Here is a 19,097-nt window from a genome sequence, read left to right on the forward strand (position 1 = left end):
TTACCCTAGTTTTATTTATTGATATCAATGTCCATGTCATTTAGCACATCTATGGCTGCGCGAAACGCTTCTTGGGTGGCAGGCGCGCCGCAATAAGGCAAGCTGTGCATCAGTACTTCTCGAATTTCAGCGACACTGGCGCCATTATTAATCGCTCCTCGGATGTGTCCCTTGAGCTCATTTGGGCTTTTTTGCGCAATTAAGAAAGCCATGGTAATTAATGAGCGATATTTACGCGGTAATATGGTGTCGTCTTGCCACGTGCTGCCCCAAGCATGTTCGATAATCCAGTCTTGCAGCGGCTGGGTAAATGGGGACGCCGAATCGAGCGAGCGTTTGACATGTTGCTCGCCCATCACTTCGGTACGAACTTTTAGACCCTTATGATAATTGGCATTATCGTCCATCTTATTATCCTTAATATTTATTGGTAAAGTGTGTTTTATCAAGTCGCATCTAAAAATTCGCTGATAAAAAATATCTGATCGGTTTTGAGGTTGTCAGAGTATAGCAGGCACACGGTTTTTATTTAACCGCGTCAATCATATTGGTTATGGCACTATTTTTATAATAAATGTCCAATATGGCGTTATTCTGCGCCTTTTCACGGCTCAGCCATTAACATTTTGAGCGTTTTGAGCTATGATTGCACGGATAATTATTCAATGCAGTACATCGATGTAGGCTGTCATCCTGACTACTCACGTGATGTACTGGTCACCAACCGACGAGGACGACTATTGTGTTAGAAGCTTATCGTAAACATGTCGCAGAACGTGCTGAGCTAGGGACTGTGCCACTTCCACTAAATGAGAAGCAGGTAGCAGAATTGGTAGAGCTACTTAAAAACCCACCAGCGGGTGAAGATGCGTTCTTGATGGACTTGTTAGAAAACCGTATTCCTGCCGGTGTTGACCAAGCCGCTTATGTTAAAGCTGCATTTTTAGCTGCTATTGTTAAAGGCGAAGCGACTTCACCACTTATCAGCAAGAAAAAAGCCGTTGAAATCTTAGGTACTATGCAAGGTGGTTACAACGTTCAGCCATTGGTTGCAGCATTAGACGACGCGGAAGTCGCACAAGAAGCTGCTGATGCGTTAAAGAAAACATTACTCGTATTTGACGCGTTCAATGACGTGACCGAAAAAGCCGAAGCTGGCAATGCTATTGCTAAAGAAGTGGTGCAATCTTGGGCTGACGCGGAGTGGTTCTTAAGCCGTCCTGAAGTGCCAGAGAAAACCACTTATACCACCTTTAAAGTCACTGGCGAAACCAACACCGATGACTTGTCACCAGCCCAAGACGCGTGGAGCCGCCCCGACATTCCATTGCATTCATTAGCCATGCACAAAAACTCTCGCGACGGCATCTTTGCTGACGAAGAGGGCGTTGTTGGTCCAATGAAGCAAATCAAAGCGTTAAAAGAAAAAGGTCATCCACTTGCATATGTTGGCGACGTGGTCGGTACCGGTTCTAGCCGTAAGTCTGCAACCAACTCGGTACTTTGGCTAATGGGCGAAGACATTCCGAACGTACCAAACAAGCGTGGTGGCGGTTTGGTGCTTGGTAACAATATCGCTCCTATCTTCTTTAACACCATGGAAGATTCTGGCGCCTTGCCAATCGAAAAAGTTGCCGTTGATAACCTAAACATGGGCGATGTATTTGACATCTATCCGTATGAAGGTAAAATCACTAAGCACGACTCTGACGAAGTATTGTCAACCTTTACGCTAAACTCGCCAACCTTGCTTGACGAAGTGCGCGCAGGCGGCCGTATTCCATTAATCGTTGGTCGTGGTTTGACCAATCGTGCTCGTGAATATATGGGTCTTGGTCATTCAGACGTCTTTGCTAAGCCAGAAGAGCCAGCGGATACCGGTAAAGGCTTTACTCTAGCACAAAAAATGGTTGGTAAAGCGTGTGGTCTAGAAGGCGTGCGTCCAGGCATGTACTGTGAGCCAAAAATGACCACAGTTGGTAGTCAGGATACTACTGGTCCGATGACTCGTGATGAGCTAAAAGATTTGGCTTGCCTAGGTTTCCAAGCAGACCTAGTGATGCAGTCATTCTGTCATACCGCTGCTTATCCAAAGCCAGTTGACGTTGAGACTCAGCATACACTACCTGACTTTATTATGAACCGTGGCGGCGTCAGCTTACGTCCGGGCGATGGTATCATTCACTCGTGGTTGAACCGTATGCTACTTCCAGATACCGTTGGTACTGGTGGTGACTCGCACACGCGTTTCCCAATGGGTATCTCGTTCCCAGCCGGTTCTGGCTTGGTTGCATTCGCAGCGGCAACTGGTGTGATGCCACTTGATATGCCTGAATCTGTGCGTGTGCGCTTCGTTGGCGAGCGTCAACCTGGTATCACGCTACGTGACTTGGTCCATGCGATTCCTTATCAAGCCATCAAAGAAGGTTATTTGACCGTTGATAAGAAAGGTAAAATTAACGAGTTTAACGGTCGTATTTTAGAGATCGAAGGTCTAGAAGACTTGACCGCTGAGCAAGCGTTTGAATTGTCTGATGCGTCAGCTGAGCGTAGTGCTGCTGGTTGTACCATTACTTTGTCTGAAGAATCAGTAACTGAGTATCTAAACTCAAACATTACCTTGCTTAAGTGGATGATTTCAGAAGGTTATGGTGACGCGCGTACCATCAGCCGCCGCGTTGAGCAAATGCAAGAATGGCTAGCGAACCCAAGCCTCATGCGTGCTGACGAAGATGCAGAATACGCCATCGATATGACTATCGATATGAGCGAGATCAAAGAGCCAATTCTTTGCTGCCCGAACGATCCAGACGATGCTAAGACATTGGCTGACGTCGCTGGTGATACCATTGATGAAGTATTCATTGGTTCATGCATGACCAACATTGGTCACTTCCGTGCTGCAGGTAAACTGCTACAAGACGTACCAGCAGGAAGCCTCAAGACTCGTCTATGGATTGCGCCACCGACTAAGATGGATGCGCGTCAGTTGATGGAAGAAGGTTATTACAACATCTATGCTCAAGCCGGCGCTCGTACTGAAATGCCAGGTTGTTCACTATGTATGGGTAACCAAGCACGTATCGCACCGAAATCTACGGCGGTATCAACATCTACGCGTAACTTCCCGAACCGTTTAGGTCAAGGCGCAAACGTCTATCTCGCGTCTGCAGAGCTTGCAGCGGTAGCGGCGGTGCTTGGTAAATTGCCAACCAACGACGAATACCAGCAATACGCTGGCATGCTAAACAGCATGGGTGATGAAGTTTATAAATACATGAACTTCGACCGTATGGAAGATTACACTGAAGAAGCGGACAAAATTAACGTGGCTCAGTTGACCTAGTTTTTCATTCGAAAGCTACTTAATGTTTTGAAAACAAACCCCGTATCGTGATGATACGGGGTTTTTTACATGTTTGAAAAATATGAATAATGGTTTGCAAACTTTTATTGAGTGCTTATAATCAAAGTCGTTGATTAAATGTTTTAGTTGGCGACTCTACCGTTAAAGGTGAGTGATAATAAATCCTATGGAAAATAAAAATATGCTTGATAAAGTAACGCCGCCACCTTTACCAAATTCTGGGATGGTTAATAATCATAGTGCTGAGGCAAACTATGGCATTATGGACTGGTTTAAAAAAGGTCTAAGGAATTATGCCAATTTCTCTGGACGTGCTCGGCGTAAAGAGTATTGGTATTTCGTATTGGTGCAAATGGGATTGGTCATCATAGCGATGATTTTAGATGCGATTATCTTCAATTCAGAAATAGGGTTATTTTATATTGTTGTAGCGCTTGGTTTGTTCTTGCCGGGCTTAGCAGTGACTATTCGCAGATTGCATGATACTAGCCGTTCAGGATGGTGGTTTTTGATATCTATTTTGCCATTGATAGGCTCTATTATCTTACTGGTATTTTTAGCGAGCGATACCAAGTTCGAAACCAATCAATGGGGTCCGCCAGCAAAATAAGCTGCGACTAGTTTCTCTCATTATCTTATGTATAATATAGGGGCAGGCGGAATCCGTGGCTCTGCAATTTTTCTCATTTCTATCTCGGGACGGACCGATACTTTACTAAGCAACTTTTTGTTTATACTTAAGTGCTAAGTGTTTTGGAGTCTTGGTTGATTACTTTATCCCCACTCAAACGTCGTATTGTCTATGTGACCATCTTTGAGATTATCGCTATTATTGCTTCTACCTTTGTGCTGATGAAACTTAGCGGCGGCGATGCGGCAGAGTCGTTACCCGTTGCGGTGATGGTCTCATTAGCTGCGGTTATCTGGAACTTTTTATACAATACTGCTTTTGAAGCGTGGGAGCGGCGCAAGCAGGTTAAAAAGCGTACCTTATTAATCCGAAGCGCTCATGCGATAGGATTTGAAGGCGGTCTAGTATTGATTTGCCTACCACTTTATATGATTTGGTATGACGTGGGTTTAATCAAAGCCTTCATGATGGAGGCGGCGTTACTGCTATTTTTCTTGGTTTATACCTTTGTATTTACCTTAGGTTTTGACAAGATATTCACCTTACCGCATTACGATAAGAGCGCTTCTGCTTCTTCATAAATACAGAGATGAATCGTATTAAATGACCCAACAAAAAGGCTGCTATTAGATTAGACAGCCTTTTTGTTGATAGTCCAGAAGATAGCGTTTGAAATTTTTATTTACCTTGATAAACGGGCTGACGTTTTTCCATAAAGGCGGTGATGCCTTCGGCAAAGTCAGCGGTTTTTGCCATCATAGTTTGTTGGTCAACTTCCATATCGAGCGCTTCATTTAAACCTGAAAAAGCATGTACGTTAATCATATGCTTCATCGAAGCCAGTGCCTTGCCTGGTAAATTACTTAGGCGCGTTGCCAATGCTAGTACGCTGGCGTCAAGCTCATCTATGCTCACGACACTATTGACTAAGTTTAGACGCGCGACATCTTCGCTAGTGAGTTTTTCACCCAGCATCACAAGCTCAGTCGTTTTCGCCGCGCCAATCAATTGATTGAGTAAGTAAATGCCGCCCGCATCAGGAATCAAACCGATATTAACAAACGCTTGCACGAATTTGGCATTGTCAGCGGCGATACGGAAATCACAGGTTAATGCCAAGTTCATCCCAGCACCCGCGACGGCACCTTCTAATTTGGCTATAATGGGTTTATGAATATTACGCAGTTTTAGGCTCACTTCTGCCACTTCTCTGAGCATAAAATCAAGCTTTGCCACGAGTGCTTCAGACTCCATACCATTCTCTAACATCTCACCGATATGACCGCCACTAGAGAAATTATTGTTTGATCCTTGCAGCACGATCACGCGTACGTCGGCATCTTGATCAGCTTTGTCAAGCGCATCCATAACCGCGCCTTTTAATGGTGTGCTAAAGGCATTTAGCGTCTTAGGGTCATTCATGGTAATGGTGGCAATATGGTTTTCGCTGTGATATTCGACCAAAGGTTGTGACATGGTTGGTTTCCTTAGTAAGAAGTTCTAGATAAGCATTGCGGATAACAATGGACGTTATAATGGACAAGGTGTAACAAGTCATGCAAGCTAATTACTATAGCAGCTTGTTATGATTATAAAAGCGAGTTTTGTGGGCGCTAAAGGCACGGACAAAAATATGTGAGTTTTTTTTATTTTGTTATATATTTGTTTTAATAAATATATACGATCTGCCGTACAAAAATAACGCTATGAAGTATTTGCTTGGTGCATTATGCTAAACATCAGTAGTGTTAAGGATTTCGTTAACCAAACAAGCAATCAATAAGCAACAAACAAGGAAGTAATTATGCCAGTGATAAATGTGAATAACGTTGATATTTATTATGAAGACAGCGCGCCGGATGATAAGCAAAAACCAGTGATGGTCTTTGCCCATGGGCTGCTGTGGAATACGCGGATGTATGATAAGCAGGTGGAATACTTTAAATCTGGCTGCCGCTGTATTACATTTGATTTTCGTGGACAAGGTCAGTCTGAGATTAGCAAATCAGGCTATGATATGGAGACGCTGACCGAAGATACGCTAGCGTTATTGGATGCGCTAGATATTGATAAATGCCATTTTTTAGGGTTATCGATGGGTGGTTTTGTCGCGCAGCGTATCGCTCTCAAACGTCCGGAGCTACTGTTATCGCTGACCTTACTTGAAACGTCAGCAGACCCTGAAGACCCAAAAAACGTCCCGCAGTATCGCAAATTGATGAAGGCTATTCGCTGGTTGGGTATGAAGCGCGTCAGTCAAAAAGTCATGCCTATTATGTTTGGCAGTAGCTTTTTGAACGATAAGTCGCGTAAGGCTGACCGTAGAGAGTGGCTCACGATGTTACAAGGCAATCGTAAGGGCGGGGTCGTTAAGGCGACCACAGGTGTCATTGAGCGCTCGGGCACTTATGATCAGCTAGGCGAGATTAGCACGCCGACATTGATTATCGTTGGCGATGAAGATGTGGCAACGCCTTATTCAAAAGCGGAGCGCATGCATTTTGCCATTAAAGGCTCAAAGCTTGCAGTTATTAAAGGCGCTGGACATACAGCGACGGTAGAAGAACCGGAGCAGGTTAATAAAGTGATTAATACTTTTTTAGCAAACTGTGTTTAGGTTGTAGCTAAAGTAGAAGTCTTCTTGAATGAAGCGAAGTATTTATAAAAAGAGCCGTTAACTTAAATAGGATAACGGCTTTTTTATTGAAACTTAGACTAACAGATTAACGTTAAAGCGGCAGTTTTAAAAAATACTATAAAAGAGTCAGGCTAACGTCTTTATTTATAAGCGGGTCGTATAGTCGCTATTAATATCATCAAGGGTGCCAAAAACCTCAGCGCGATTGACGATTTCGGTGGCCCATGCACGGTGCGTGGCAGGCTCGAGCATCGTATCATTATATTTAAATACCGCTTTTGCCTCGCTATGTAAGATTGCCTGCGCTTCATCCAAGGTGCTTAACGGTACGCAATACGCTTGCTGTACCAAAGCAATCTGGCTTGGGTGAATGACCGTTTTGCCGACCAGTCCTAAGTTTACATCATGCATCAGCTCTTTCATAAACAGCGTTGGCTGTTCTAAGTATTCAAATACCGGTGCGGTAAGATAAAAACCATGCGGTACAAAGCAGCCAAGCAGCTGATAGGCGAGCGTACCAATCGGGGTATCATAAACGATGCTATTTTTAGGACGGCGTAAACGCAGTGCGGCAAATAAGTCGTTACCACCGATACGCAGGGCAAAAACGGGCTGGCTGAAGGCTTCTTTAAAGCCAATCGCCAATTCTTGATTGTGATGAGGATTAAAGAGCGCTGCCGTCTCAAGCGTCGGCATCAATAGCTGCTCAGTGCTTAAATTCTGAGACGCCATGCGCCAATTAGACAAGCTATACATATCAACTTTTGGCATCACAAAACCGTCGACCAAATCAATATGAGCAAAATCTGCCAGCTGCTCTAGCATCGCCGGATGACGCGGGCGAATAAATACTAACGGTCTGGTTGGTTGAGCAGTTTGCGCTTTTGATTGAATGTTCTCTTTTTTTGCAGGGTCATTGATACTATCGACATGCGCCGCCCACGTATGTAGCAGCGTTTGCAGGCGTATGAGCGCCAGCTCAACATCGCCATGGCTGACCGCATCTTCTAAGCAGATAATAATACTGTTAATGGTCGGTAATTTTTCACGCGTAATGACCTGCCAAATATCTTGCCGCGTCGCAGGCATGTAAAGACTGGCACCCAACTGATACGGATGATGGGTAAGCGGCTTAAGCATCGCATGACGCTCAGTAATCAGGTGGGCGTAAGACTGATTGTTGTTATAAAGGTTGGACTCGTTGTGCGGTATATCGGACATAGTTGGCATCGTAGATAGTGATAAATGAATGGTTTATAGAGGGAGGCTCATAGCGTAAGGACGTATGATAAAAACAGCGCTGCTGATGCAGTATTAATGCATTTCTTTCGCAAGACATCATTATATCAGGGCATCAATACATTAATAAATCATGGACGGTTTGTTGACCGCTGCTTGATCAGTGTAATCGCTTGATAGGGGAGTATTTTAGCACCTAATACTGTGATATTGATATTACGCTCGCTACATAAATGCCGCAACAACACCGTACCAGGGTGATCGGCGGTGGCCAGTAAGATACATTCAGGATCACGGCGTAATATCGCCCGTGTCGCCTCTGCAATGGTCGGCTTAATACGGTTGCGATTGCTAATGTCATACTCTGCTGCTAGCATATCGATTAAATCCGCCGTCTGATAGCGTGGTTGCTTAAACGTTTGCAAGTATTGTGGAGATGTAGACAATGCACGCCGCGTGCTATCAATATGATCAACAAAGGCTAGGCTATGGTCTACCGCAACCAAGTTATCATAAAAGACGCTACGATGTAGCCCCGATTGCGGCTCGGTATATAAGCTGCGTGATATCAGCCCAGATACCGTGCTGTTTAATAACCCTGATGGAATCAGCCAATCTTCCTCACTTGCCGCCAACCAAGCAACGCCTGCGGGGTCAGCAAGGGTCAGTAGCGGAATAACATTCTCACCTTGATGGAAAATATTGGCAAAATTTGGATGATTAGGGTCACTAAAGGCGTCTAAGCTGCGAGCCAGCTCTTGATAAATTGCCCCTTTGCCCGTCCAGCCGTCGACAAATATGATGGTGCTGTCTGGATGAGCAGCCAATATCATCTGCAGCGCGACTGGATCAAGTCCGCGATCGCGAATGATACTGATACCATAATGCACACTTGGCAACGCATAGCTGCTATCAGCATCTGCTAATGCCCGCTGCAACAATACGCCAATGGGTAAACCTGCGCGTACCAAGCTGACTAATATTAATGGACGTTCAGTACTTACCGTTTGCTGAAAAATATGATGTAGCGTATAAGCCAAGTTAGCGATATCAGTTGCGGTTCTGGTTGTACCTTGCGCTAATGCCTGCTGATACAATTGCTCATGCATGGCAGTCGGCGTATGCTCTAATGTCAACATATCAGAATAATGGCGCTGACCGCTTTGGATCAGCGCTTCTTTTTGGCTGACGGGTACATCAGCAACCGCGTCTTTATCAACGATATCAAGCAGTACGGTCACATCGCTGGCAAGGTAGCTGCCTGAGCCGTATTCTTGGATTTTTCGCATATTAGGGTTAGCTATAGGATGTGTCATAAGATAGTTTCTACTTACAAAAATGCGTTCTATTATTGTTTTTAAAATGAGGACACGCCTTAGGAGAGGTCAAACGTTTAGAATTACTGCGAGCTAAAGCGCTCATGTAGCTGACCATTATTCGGCATGCCGTACCAATCAAGTAGTTGCAAAAATGGTAAATCGGCCAAGCTATCACCAAAACCAAAGCTTGGACGCTGATGGTCTAAATGCTGGTCTAATAAGAACTGTACTGCATGGCGTTTATGAACCGCGTGCGGCAATATCGCCAGATTATTGGCATTCACATGCACATAAAAATCTTGCTCAAAGTTACGTATTAACGTTGGTAACTTTTTAGCGAGCTCTACTAACGCTTGATGGTCCTTTTGCCCATGTTTAATAGCCAGGTAAATGGTCAGCGCTTCATTAACAGCGCCATTATTAAAGTGATCGATATGCGGTGTAAATACCAGCTGGCTAATGTCATTTTTACTGTGATTGGCAAATAATTGGCTAAGCTGCTGCAACTTATCCTGTAGTGGTGCAAGCTGACTATGCATACGCTGTTGCCACTGGGCTTGTAGCGCACCGTCTCTATCAAGAATAATGGCACCGTGTGTTAAGACCTGCCAACTATCAAAAGGCAGCTTAACGCGTTTTATTTCACTGCGATCGCGTGCTGTCACTACGATTAGATCAGTGCTAGCTAGTAACCAATTAAAGAATGCGGCTTGACGCTGACTCATAAAACTTAGTGGCTTACCTTGTTTATTAACGGTCGCGCAAACTAGATTTTCAGGTTCAGACGTTGGCAATTCCCATGCATCAATTTTACGTTGGGTTTGAAAAAGCGTATCGTCTAAATCCATCAGCGCGTAGGGTTTGATAATATCGGGATTGGCTTGAAAAAATGGGCTAGTCATAGTATTTGCCATAAAAGCGTGCGTAAGGGTTAGATATAAGAAACAAAGTAGGATTTAAAGGATAGTTTTAATAGGACAGCTTTTATAAGATAGCCTTGGTAAGCTAACTTTTATAAAGCAGCTTAAAGCGTCGGACTCACCACCAACACATTATCCAAATCTTTCCACATCTCATCGACGCTATCCGCCGATGTTTCCACGCACAAGACAATCAAGTCCCAATCGCTAGGCTCAACATTATAAGCAAAGTTGGTCATACCAAGCCCATAGTTATCGCTAAAACTGAGCATCGTAGTAATCGCGCCCCCAAGGGCAATCGGCGAGCGGGTTAATGCACTAAACTTAACCGTAGCGTTTTGAGTTTGCGTCTCAAGCCATTCTGCCAATAAAAACGGCAACCAAACAAACTCATTACTGCCCAGTACTAAAATCCGCTGTGGCAACTGTTCTTTCTCAAACGAGGCTTTTTCAGATTGGGCTTGCTGATTAAAAAGGTTAAATGCTGCTTGAAACTTCGTAAGATAAAAAGCAAAACCATCCGTGCTGTCTAAGGTTGGGAATCGTCCCCAGTTGCCAGTATCGCCTAGCGCATAACTGCCAGCCTCAGTGGTATCGACCGATGGCATGGTAATCGGCTCAGGATTAGGCGCATCCGTCCATTGCCACGCGCCAGATAGTAGGTGATGACGATGAAATTCGATATTTGATAAGCGCGTCGCGATAGTGTCATCGGCGTTTGCGTGACTCTGGTTCTGATTTAATGACCAATCGACCAAAGTGGTCAGATGGACTTGCTGTAACTGGTCAAGACCTGCGTTACGGAGGGCGGTGACTACATTGACGCAAGTATTGCCCGTTGACGCTTCATCATCCACCATAATCAAGGTTTTGCTCGCTAGTAGCTGCGCTTGGGTTACTGTATCTGCACTTTGATAAATTAAGTGCTGGCTGGCATGACTGTGATCTTCGCTAAAAGTCGTTAGCAAGGTTTCAGTATTATCGTCGTTATGTTGTGCATGACGGGTTGAGTTGAGCAATAAAGCGTTTGGATATCGAGTTTGTAGCGCTTGATGTACGCCAGCAGATAAGCCAACCGCCGTCTCTGCCATACCAATGACCAAAATGGGTTCAGGCAAATCATCTGGTACTAAGTTTGCCAAATCCGTAAAAGCATGACGCATGGTGCTAGGCGCGACTGGAATATGGCGACCTAAGACTTTTGAGACGAATAAAAATGCGCGTTTAGGATTAATGCGCTGCGCAAATCCAAGCAAGTCTTCTAGCTCGTAGTTTTTACTGTCACCGCTAAAATTGGTTTGATAAGTTAAATCAAGAGTGCCGCGTGGTAAGTTAATGGTCGTGCTGTGTTGCTTATTTGGCATTTATTTTCCTTTGGTCTTACAATTTTTTGTCTTTATTTTTACTTACTCGCTAGCATTTTCTGCTTCAATCTTTACGCTAACCATAATTGAGCGTACTTGGCACGGCATGACTTGCTGCGCAATATCTGCAAGCTTTGGCTTAGCGGTTAAGCCAAGCCAATAGCCAAATGCAACTTGTGTTAAATCTACACCGCTATGAGTGGTGTAACCGATACCACCAGAGGGGCGACTATTAATCTCAAGTACGCGGTGCTGCCCGTCATCGTCGGCCTTGGTTTGTACGCTGACGATACCATTGCAGCCAAACGCTTTAATCAGTGGAGTAACCACATCCATGACCGCTTGCTCGTAGCCGATATGCTGGATTTTACCCGTTTTATAGCGGGTAACAGCCGCCAATACTTCGCCGTATTCACAGACGACATCGATAGAGTATTCTTGCCCTGACAAATATGGCATCAGCAACATAGGAATTGGGCGCTCGTGCACCATTAGACTGTGAGCATAGGCATGAATAAACTGCGTGGTATTGATTTTTTTCTCTTCGGTAAAATATAAATGTTCAAAGCTATCGTATCGTGCGTCAGCTTCCTTGTCGGTATCAAGTCGCCAAAACCCTTGGGCAAAAATACCTGTCACTGGTTTGACGCATAAAGGCTGATGACCGTGCCTAGCAAGGAGTGATTCAAGCTCTGCGACATTATCAAAGCGCCACGCTTCGGCGACGGGAATATCATGCTCATGACACTGCTGCATAAAGGCAAACTTATCATCTATCGCTTCTAACGCCGCCACACTTGTCGCGCCAGTCAATAAACGAATACCCGCCGCGTCAAATGCTTCCCGCTGCGCTTCATAATCAATGCCATTGCGCCCCGTGAGTAGCACTTTAACGTTGTTATTTTTGGCTTGCTCTAAGACAAACTGCCAACGCGGCATTACTGGCTCAGCAGACTCAAGCTCTGCTTGCTCATCGCTATCTGTGGCACTTGCAGACGGCTCAATATATACGCTATCGGCAAATTCAAAAATCTCAGGTCTATTATGACGGTGTGAAGCAATAATGTTAAATGGCGTCTCAGATTGGGCTTTTAATGCTTGTAGGCTGGCGAGCATATCACGCTGGCTTGACTGACCTTCCGCTAACCAAACGGCAGATGGCGTAGTAGACGTTGTGTGAGGGCTTTGGTTAGCAGGGGATTTCATAATTCTCTCAGCGTTATTAAAATTTATAGAGTGCAACAACTAGAATTGAGTCTTGAAGAGGGTCAGTCGTTCAGCGCGTTATCATATTACCTAAAATAGAGGCTATTATATACAAATGCTAAGCGTTATAAATGCTGCTAACAAAATAGCATTAAGGATTTGTAAAAATGTTTTTGCAGGCTTGTTAACCCCTTGTTGAACTGTACCGTGCGCTGTAAAAATTAGCTGTTTTCCATGCTACTATAGGGCGATAGCCAACAGCACCCATATTAACAAATAATAAATAACCTAAGGGATAAATGATGAGTCAACCTCAACGACTGATTGCTGGTGCCAATGCGCCGCTGCCAACGGACAATATCAGCATCCGTATTTTAAGCCAAAGCGCCATCGATTGCGCCGCTTATCGCCTGACGACTAACGGTAAAGTACGCGGCGATGGCGACATGATATTTTATGGGCAGACACGTAGCGATGATGGCAGTGTAAGCTTCCGTGGACATGATAGCGATGGGTTTTTTGATATTAATTTACCTGTACAGCCAGCGAGTATTGACAAGATAGCCCTTGCGTTTTCTAGTGCGCAAACGCTTGCGCAAGTCGGTGACGTAGAGATTCAAGTCTTACAAGGCAGCCAAGTGCTGATGACTTGTCAGTTAAGTGCTGCTGGACGTAATGAAAAAGCCATTATCCTTGCAGAATGCTACCGTCGCCAAGGTAGCTGGAAGTTTCGTTTTATCGCCCAAGGTTTTGAAGGTGGTCTAAAGCCCTTATCTGAACATTTCGGTGTAGAGATTGCTGATGAAGCGCCAGCTCAAGCTCAACCAATCAATACGCAGAAGCCAATCAACACGCAAAAAGCGGGTAGTGCGCCGCAAACAACTACGCCGCCGCCAATTCCTAGCGCTGCTCAAAATCCGTCAATCAATCTCAGTAAAATCACCTTAACCAAGAACCAATCTAGCATCAATCTAAAGAAACGCGATGATTTTGGTAAAATCTCTGTCAACCTCAACTGGAATCAACGTCCAGATAATAGTACACGAGCGCCTAAAAAAGGCTTGCTTGGTGATCTGTTCAAACAGCATAAAGCTAGTGGTATTGACCTTGATGTCGGAGCGATGATTCATCTGAAAAATGGTGAAAAAACGCTGATTCAGGCCTTGGGCAATCGCTTTGGTAATTTACAATCAGCGCCTTATGTGTTGCTCCGTGCCGATGATAGAACCGGACAAGTCAGTGGCGGTGAGTGGCTCGATATCAACGGGCAACAGTGGTCGCAGATTGAAGAAGTCTTTATCTTTGCTTTTATTTACGAAGGCGTACCAAATTGGGCGCAAACCGATGGCGTTGTGACCATTCATGTGCCAGATCAGCCGCCGATTGAAACTCGTTTGACAGAAGGCACAGGTAACTTGCCCATGTGTGCGATTGCGCGTCTGGTCAATCAAAATGGCAGTATTAATGTTGAGCGGATCAATCAATACTTTAAAGGTCATCAAGAAATGGACAAAGCCTTTAATTGGGGCTTCAGCTGGAAGCGTGGTAGTAAATAAGGCTTTTTGATAATAAAGTATAATTTAAAAAAACAGCCCGTCTATTTATATAGACGGGCTGATTGCTTATAGATTACTAAAACTCTTAATTAAGATTGCTTAACCTATTTACGCATGCGGCGTGATAGCAGGCATCAAGTCATGGAAAGTACGACCAGAAGCAGTTTCGCCAATGGCATGCATTTTCCACTCGTTATTATGACGATAGACTTTTGCCATAATCATTGCGGTGTGTCCACCTTGCGCTGATAAATTGTAGCGGGCAACTTCCTGATTGTTATTGGCATTGACGATACGGCAAAAAGCGTTTTCTACCGTTTCAAAGGTCTGACCAGTAAAGCTATTAACGGTAAATACTAACGATACTACGTTCGCTGGCACTTTTGATAAATCAACGTTAATGACTTCGTCGTCGCCGTCACCGTCACCTGTGCGGTTGTCACCTGTATGGACGATACTACCGTCTTTTGATTTTAGCTGGCTGAACCAAATCGCATCAACCGCTTGTTTATTGGCATCAAACATAATGCATGAGGCGTCTAAATCGATCGAGTCGCCGCCCGTACCGCCGCCAAATAACTTGCCTAAGAAGCCGCCTTTTTTCTCTTGCTGGCCTTGAAAGACATCCCAACCTAAACCCAATTTTACTTGCGTAAGCTCACCGCCAGCTTCTTTGCTGAGGGAGATTTTTTGACCCTTTTGTAAACTAACTGCCATGGTAAAATCCTTATAATAATTGTGAGGGGATTAATGAATTTTTAGTGCTTAATTTCTACGCTGTTTTAGTGCTTCATTTCTGCACTGCTTTAGAGCTTCAATCTTGGCGATAACTTTAAAATGATAGAATGCAACTTCAATTATAAAATATTATCTAAAAAACCACCGCTGCCACCGCGACCGCCTGAGCTCGTACCTAAGATGCTTTGTAACCAGCCTTGATAGCTGTCACGATTACGTGAGCAGATGATAACTTTGCCCGTTCCTGAGAAGTTTAAAACCATGCCTTCACCACTGGTGACCGAATTGATAATATTGCTCATGATGCCTTTTTTCTTACTGGTCGAGACTGACAGCTTATAATCAAGGTTTGAATCCCAGCAGACCACGTGGCCATTATCAATGATGACGTCTTTATCAGGCGTCACATCAATCTCAAATAGCGAACCAAAACCAGAAACGACAACTTGACCTTTACCTTGGGTTTGCATCACCATAAAGCCGCCGGTATCACCAAAGACCGCGCCGCCGAGGTTACGCTGGATATTGGCTCTGATGTCGATGCCCGTTTGTGCGGCAACGAACGCGCCATCGCTCAAGGTGTATTGCTGCGCACCGCAATCGATGATTTGCATATCGCCATCAAGCGTCGGTGCTAGCAGACAATCACCTTCACCATTGACCGCTTCAATCTGCTGTTGAAATAAGGATTCATCGTTGGCAAAGCGGCGCATCAGTGATTGCATAAGACCGCCCTGTAGCTTACCTTTAAGCTCAAGGTTCGACTCCATCATCACCATGGCATTGGCTTCACAATAAATCGAATCGCCTTTTTTTAAGTTACAATGCAAAAAAGGTTCAATGGTGCCGATTAGGCTAAACGTCGCTGCCATGGGGTGCAAATCCTTATTCTAATATCTTGAATGTTTTTTTATAAAAAATGAGCATCTGTAATTTAAGCCTACCAATTACATTTAAAGCCATCAAATGCTTTAGACAGGCACACCTGATGGCTTATTAACTATCGCAATCAAATAGTCGATTGCGATAGTGGTTTCGATAGTCGTCTTACAAATATCTTATAGAGCGTTAAACGTTGACGCCATAAGAAGAGGCTAATGGGCCTAGACCACCACTAAAGCCTTGACCAACAGCGCGGAATTTCCAGTCGCCGTTATGACGGTATAACTCACCAAAAATCATCGCTGTCTCAGTGCTACCATCTTCTGATAGGTCATAACGGGCGATTTCGGCTTGACCATTATCATTGACTACACGGATATAAGCGTCGCCAACTTGGCCAAAGTTTTGGTTACGCGCTTGACCTTCATAAATGATGGCGCAGATAGCGACTTTACTCACATCTGCTGGAATACTAGCAAGATTGATTTTGATTTTTTCATCATCACCGTCGCCTTCGCCCGTACGGTTGTCACCTGTGTGCTCAACCGCGCCATTGTCCGACTTTAGATTGTTAAAGAAAATAAAATCTTGGTCATTACGCACTTTGCCTGCTTCGTTTACCAAAAAGGCAATGGCGTCTAAGTCAAATTCTTGACCATCAGTAGCGCGTGGATCCCAGCCAAGACCAACGGTAATGTTGGTTAAGCCTGGGGCTTCTTTTGATAAGTTTACGTTGCCGCCTTTTGTTAAGCTAATAGCCATATAAATATCCTTTGGATTAATAATTAAGTGGATTTGATTTTATAAAATAAAAATAGGGCAGTCATGCTATTTACGCGTAAGTATTTCAGCGCAAAAAGGTCAATAAATCGACCTGTACGCCATAACCTGCCTATCATTACGTTTTACTATACTAAGCGTTTGCTTACTAAGCAAGGTGTATTTTGTGTGCCTATCTGACAGTTATATTTTTGCTTATATAAGAGGATGTTACGAGCATGTCTGACCTATTTTAGCTATTTATCTTATTATCATTTATAATAGCGCGCTCAGGTTCCCTCCACCCTGACTCAAAAAAAGGCCTCCTTTATGAATACCTGTACCATTTCGACCAATCCCTCTACATCCATTCGCTACAGCCGTGCGTTGTTCTGGCTTGTCAGCCTGCATATCTTTATCATCGCCATTAGTAATTATTTAGTGCAAATACCGGTCGGGCTATTTGGCTTTATTACGACATGGGGCGCGGTAACTTTTCCTTTTATCTTTTTGATTACAGATTTGACCGTACGCATCTTTGGTCAACATCTCGCTAGACGCATTATTTTCTTTGCCATGCTGCCAGCGCTCGCTATTTCTTACTATTTTTCGGTCGTATTTGCAGATGGACAGTTCGTCGGTCATGAGCATCTGCTCGATTTTAATTTATTTGTCTTTCGCATTGTCCTTGCCAGCTTTAGTGCTTACGTCATTGGACAGCTGTTAGATATCAAAGTCTTTAATAAGTTACGCCAGCTTAAAACGTGGTGGATTGCACCCCTAGCATCGACGTTTATTGGTAATCTGGTCGATAGCTTCTGCTTTTTTGCCATCGCTTTTTATAAAAGCCCAGATGCTTTTATGGCAACGCACTGGGTTGAGATTGGCGCGATGGACTATCTGTTTAAAATAGTGATGGGCGTGCTTATCTTTTTACCTTTATATGGCGTGATACTGGCGAAATTGCAAAAAATGCTAGCCGATAAGTAACGCATAAGGTAATGGTTCAAGCTAATGCCTTGCGCATAATTCTATTATCTACAACCACTATATTATACTCACTATAAAAAAACAGATCATAACCAATAATGGCTATGACCTGTCATTGAACAACTTAACTGAGTCTAATGCTTACGCTTAAAATTACGACGTTATTCGAGCGCTTGGCGTTTGCGATAATTGAGTGACGCGACCAACGCCCAACCAATGAAGGCAATACCAATCAAACCTGTGATAAGCTCTGGCACATGGAATTTCACCGACAATAGCATAATGATGGCTAGAGCGCCGATGGCATAATGCGCGCCATGTTCGAGATAGACAAACTCATCAAGCGTGCCTTTATCGACTAAGAAAATAGTCATCGAACGCACGAACATCGCACCGATTGCTAGACCGAGCATAATCACGATAACGTCATTGGTAATCGCAAAGGCGCCAATCACGCCGTCGAAGCTGAATGAGGCATCAAGGACTTCTAGATATAAAAAGCCGATAATACCCCCTTTCATAATCGCACTGGTCGCTGCTGCACCTGAGCCAGCTTCAGCGTTTTCTAAGTCTTCTTCAAGGTCGCCTTCTAGCATACCCGAGACCACTTGTACGCCAAGGTATATTAAGATACCCCAAACGCCTGCAATCAATACCGCGGCGGATTGCTCAGGGTCAGCAAATGATACGGCAATCATCAACACGATAAGCGCGACAAACACGCTCATGGCATCTACTTTGCCAAGCTTTGCCAAACGGCTCTCTAACCAATCAAACCAGTGCACTTCTTTATCATCAAAGATAAAGTTTAAGAAGACGAGCAATAAGAAAATACCACCAAAGGCTGAGATTTCAGCATGGTGAGCCAATAGTCTAGCTGAGTATTCTTTAGGATCGTTTAAGGCCAAATCGACCACTTGCATAACGCCAAGGTCAGCCGTCACTGCTACGATAACGATTGGGAATACCAGGCGCATCCCAAATACAGCAATCAAAATACCAACGGTTAAAAATATCTTTTTCCAAAATTCATCCCAGCCTTTCAGGACTGAGGCATTAACCACCGCATTATCGAATGATAATGAGATTTCCATGACGGCCAAAATAGCGGTAATAGATAAGGTTGCGATCAAACCACCCATCCCGCCATGTGAATATCCCCACCATGCCGCGATCGCTAATGCAATGGCGGTAAAGATAAAGTCTAAATAAAAATGTCTCATGACATATCCTGTCTGGTTGCATAAAGCTAAAGTCGGTCTATTATAAACACAAACCACAAAAAAAGTGGTTATCGCTAACCACTTTTTTGCCTAATTTTAAACGAAACTTAAAGCATTACCAGTCTTTTAGCTAGGAATAATTGTGACTATTTTGCAACCATATTTTACTGGCAGAATGACAAGTGATAACGCTGCCATATTGTCCTAAGTTTCGGAAGTGTTTATGTCTAGGCATTGTTTTTAGTATGGGCTAAGTTTTTCGCAG

Annotated in this window: 17 protein-coding genes; 6 read left to right on the forward strand and 11 right to left on the reverse strand. The window is 44.1% G+C overall.

What is annotated here, in order from left to right; genetic code table 11:
- Nucleotides 1-11: 11 nt before the first annotated feature.
- Nucleotides 12-407 (reverse strand): carboxymuconolactone decarboxylase family protein, encoded by a 396-nt coding sequence (locus ACPEGP_RS00950; RefSeq protein WP_201588869.1) that lies wholly within the window; start codon nucleotides 405-407, stop codon nucleotides 12-14.
- A 335-nt stretch (nucleotides 408-742) separates the two neighbouring features.
- Here ACPEGP_RS00950 and acnB point away from each other — a divergent pair, with 335 nt between their 5' ends.
- The 3 genes from acnB to ACPEGP_RS00965 all read left to right on the forward strand — a co-directional run bounded on the left by acnB (nucleotide 743) and on the right by ACPEGP_RS00965 (nucleotide 4,579).
- Nucleotides 743-3,346: a bifunctional aconitate hydratase 2/2-methylisocitrate dehydratase gene (acnB, locus tag ACPEGP_RS00955; protein ID WP_289047456.1), complete on the forward strand. Its 2,604-nt coding sequence runs from the start codon at nucleotides 743-745 to the stop codon at nucleotides 3,344-3,346.
- Nucleotides 3,347-3,533: 187 nt separating this feature from the next.
- Nucleotides 3,534-3,977 (forward strand): DUF805 domain-containing protein, encoded by a 444-nt coding sequence (locus ACPEGP_RS00960; protein WP_242465397.1) that lies wholly within the window; start codon nucleotides 3,534-3,536, stop codon nucleotides 3,975-3,977.
- Between the two features lie 155 nt (nucleotides 3,978-4,132).
- The gene (locus ACPEGP_RS00965; RefSeq protein WP_423813654.1) at nucleotides 4,133-4,579 is read left to right on the forward strand and encodes a PACE efflux transporter; all 447 of its coding nucleotides are present in this window, start codon (nucleotides 4,133-4,135) and stop codon (nucleotides 4,577-4,579) included.
- Nucleotides 4,580-4,676: 97 nt separating this feature from the next.
- Here ACPEGP_RS00965 and ACPEGP_RS00970 read toward each other — a convergent pair whose 3' ends face one another.
- On the reverse strand, nucleotides 4,677-5,474 hold the full coding sequence (locus ACPEGP_RS00970; protein WP_144297149.1) for an enoyl-CoA hydratase/isomerase family protein: 798 nt from the start codon (nucleotides 5,472-5,474) through the stop codon (nucleotides 4,677-4,679).
- 328 nt (nucleotides 5,475-5,802) lie between these two features.
- On the opposite strand from ACPEGP_RS00970, the gene ACPEGP_RS00975 reads away from it, so the two are divergent.
- The gene (locus tag ACPEGP_RS00975) at nucleotides 5,803-6,615 is read left to right on the forward strand and encodes an alpha/beta fold hydrolase (RefSeq protein WP_423813655.1); all 813 of its coding nucleotides are present in this window, start codon (nucleotides 5,803-5,805) and stop codon (nucleotides 6,613-6,615) included.
- Nucleotides 6,616-6,780: 165 nt separating this feature from the next.
- On the opposite strand, the gene ACPEGP_RS00980 is transcribed toward ACPEGP_RS00975, so the two are convergent.
- The 5 genes from ACPEGP_RS00980 to ACPEGP_RS01000 all read right to left on the reverse strand — a co-directional run bounded on the left by ACPEGP_RS00980 (nucleotide 6,781) and on the right by ACPEGP_RS01000 (nucleotide 12,684).
- Nucleotides 6,781-7,857, reverse strand: a complete 1,077-nt coding sequence (locus ACPEGP_RS00980; protein ID WP_423813656.1) for an HpcH/HpaI aldolase/citrate lyase family protein — start codon at nucleotides 7,855-7,857, stop codon at nucleotides 6,781-6,783.
- A gap of 149 nt (nucleotides 7,858-8,006) precedes the next feature.
- Nucleotides 8,007-9,191, reverse strand: coding sequence for a cysteine protease StiP domain-containing protein (locus ACPEGP_RS00985; RefSeq protein WP_423813657.1), 1,185 nt, complete (start codon nucleotides 9,189-9,191; stop codon nucleotides 8,007-8,009).
- 83 nt (nucleotides 9,192-9,274) lie between these two features.
- Nucleotides 9,275-10,096 (reverse strand): hypothetical protein, encoded by an 822-nt coding sequence (locus tag ACPEGP_RS00990; protein ID WP_423813658.1) that lies wholly within the window; start codon nucleotides 10,094-10,096, stop codon nucleotides 9,275-9,277.
- Nucleotides 10,097-10,218: 122 nt separating this feature from the next.
- Nucleotides 10,219-11,478, reverse strand: a complete 1,260-nt coding sequence (locus ACPEGP_RS00995) for a phosphoribosyltransferase domain-containing protein (RefSeq protein WP_423813659.1) — start codon at nucleotides 11,476-11,478, stop codon at nucleotides 10,219-10,221.
- 42 nt (nucleotides 11,479-11,520) lie between these two features.
- Entirely contained in the window at nucleotides 11,521-12,684 is a 1,164-nt protein-coding gene (locus tag ACPEGP_RS01000) for an ATP-grasp domain-containing protein (RefSeq protein ID WP_423813660.1), read from the reverse strand.
- Between the two features lie 302 nt (nucleotides 12,685-12,986).
- Here ACPEGP_RS01000 and ACPEGP_RS01005 point away from each other — a divergent pair, with 302 nt between their 5' ends.
- The gene (locus ACPEGP_RS01005; RefSeq protein ID WP_423813661.1) at nucleotides 12,987-14,240 is read left to right on the forward strand and encodes a TerD family protein; all 1,254 of its coding nucleotides are present in this window, start codon (nucleotides 12,987-12,989) and stop codon (nucleotides 14,238-14,240) included.
- 108 nt (nucleotides 14,241-14,348) lie between these two features.
- Here ACPEGP_RS01005 and ACPEGP_RS01010 read toward each other — a convergent pair whose 3' ends face one another.
- The 3 genes from ACPEGP_RS01010 to ACPEGP_RS01020 form a co-directional block, all read right to left on the reverse strand.
- Nucleotides 14,349-14,957 carry a TerD family protein gene (locus tag ACPEGP_RS01010; protein WP_068408075.1) on the reverse strand — a complete coding sequence of 203 codons (609 nt, stop codon included), beginning with the start codon at nucleotides 14,955-14,957 and terminating at the stop codon, nucleotides 14,349-14,351.
- 140 nt (nucleotides 14,958-15,097) lie between these two features.
- Nucleotides 15,098-15,850: a TIGR00266 family protein gene (locus ACPEGP_RS01015; RefSeq protein WP_198327908.1), complete on the reverse strand. Its 753-nt coding sequence runs from the start codon at nucleotides 15,848-15,850 to the stop codon at nucleotides 15,098-15,100.
- 196 nt (nucleotides 15,851-16,046) lie between these two features.
- Entirely contained in the window at nucleotides 16,047-16,622 is a 576-nt protein-coding gene (locus ACPEGP_RS01020) for a TerD family protein (protein ID WP_068408073.1), read from the reverse strand.
- A gap of 327 nt (nucleotides 16,623-16,949) precedes the next feature.
- Between ACPEGP_RS01020 and ACPEGP_RS01025 the strand changes: the two genes are divergently transcribed.
- On the forward strand, nucleotides 16,950-17,609 hold the full coding sequence (locus tag ACPEGP_RS01025; protein WP_201588881.1) for a 7-cyano-7-deazaguanine/7-aminomethyl-7-deazaguanine transporter: 660 nt from the start codon (nucleotides 16,950-16,952) through the stop codon (nucleotides 17,607-17,609).
- A 161-nt stretch (nucleotides 17,610-17,770) separates the two neighbouring features.
- On the opposite strand, the gene ACPEGP_RS01030 is transcribed toward ACPEGP_RS01025, so the two are convergent.
- Nucleotides 17,771-18,832, reverse strand: coding sequence for a DUF475 domain-containing protein (locus tag ACPEGP_RS01030; RefSeq protein WP_423813662.1), 1,062 nt, complete (start codon nucleotides 18,830-18,832; stop codon nucleotides 17,771-17,773).
- Nucleotides 18,833-19,097: the final 265 nt, after the last annotated feature.

It is taken from the genome of Psychrobacter sp. 219-2-C (assembly GCF_049560815.1).
Taxonomy (GTDB): Bacteria; Pseudomonadota; Gammaproteobacteria; order Pseudomonadales; family Moraxellaceae; genus Psychrobacter; species Psychrobacter faecalis.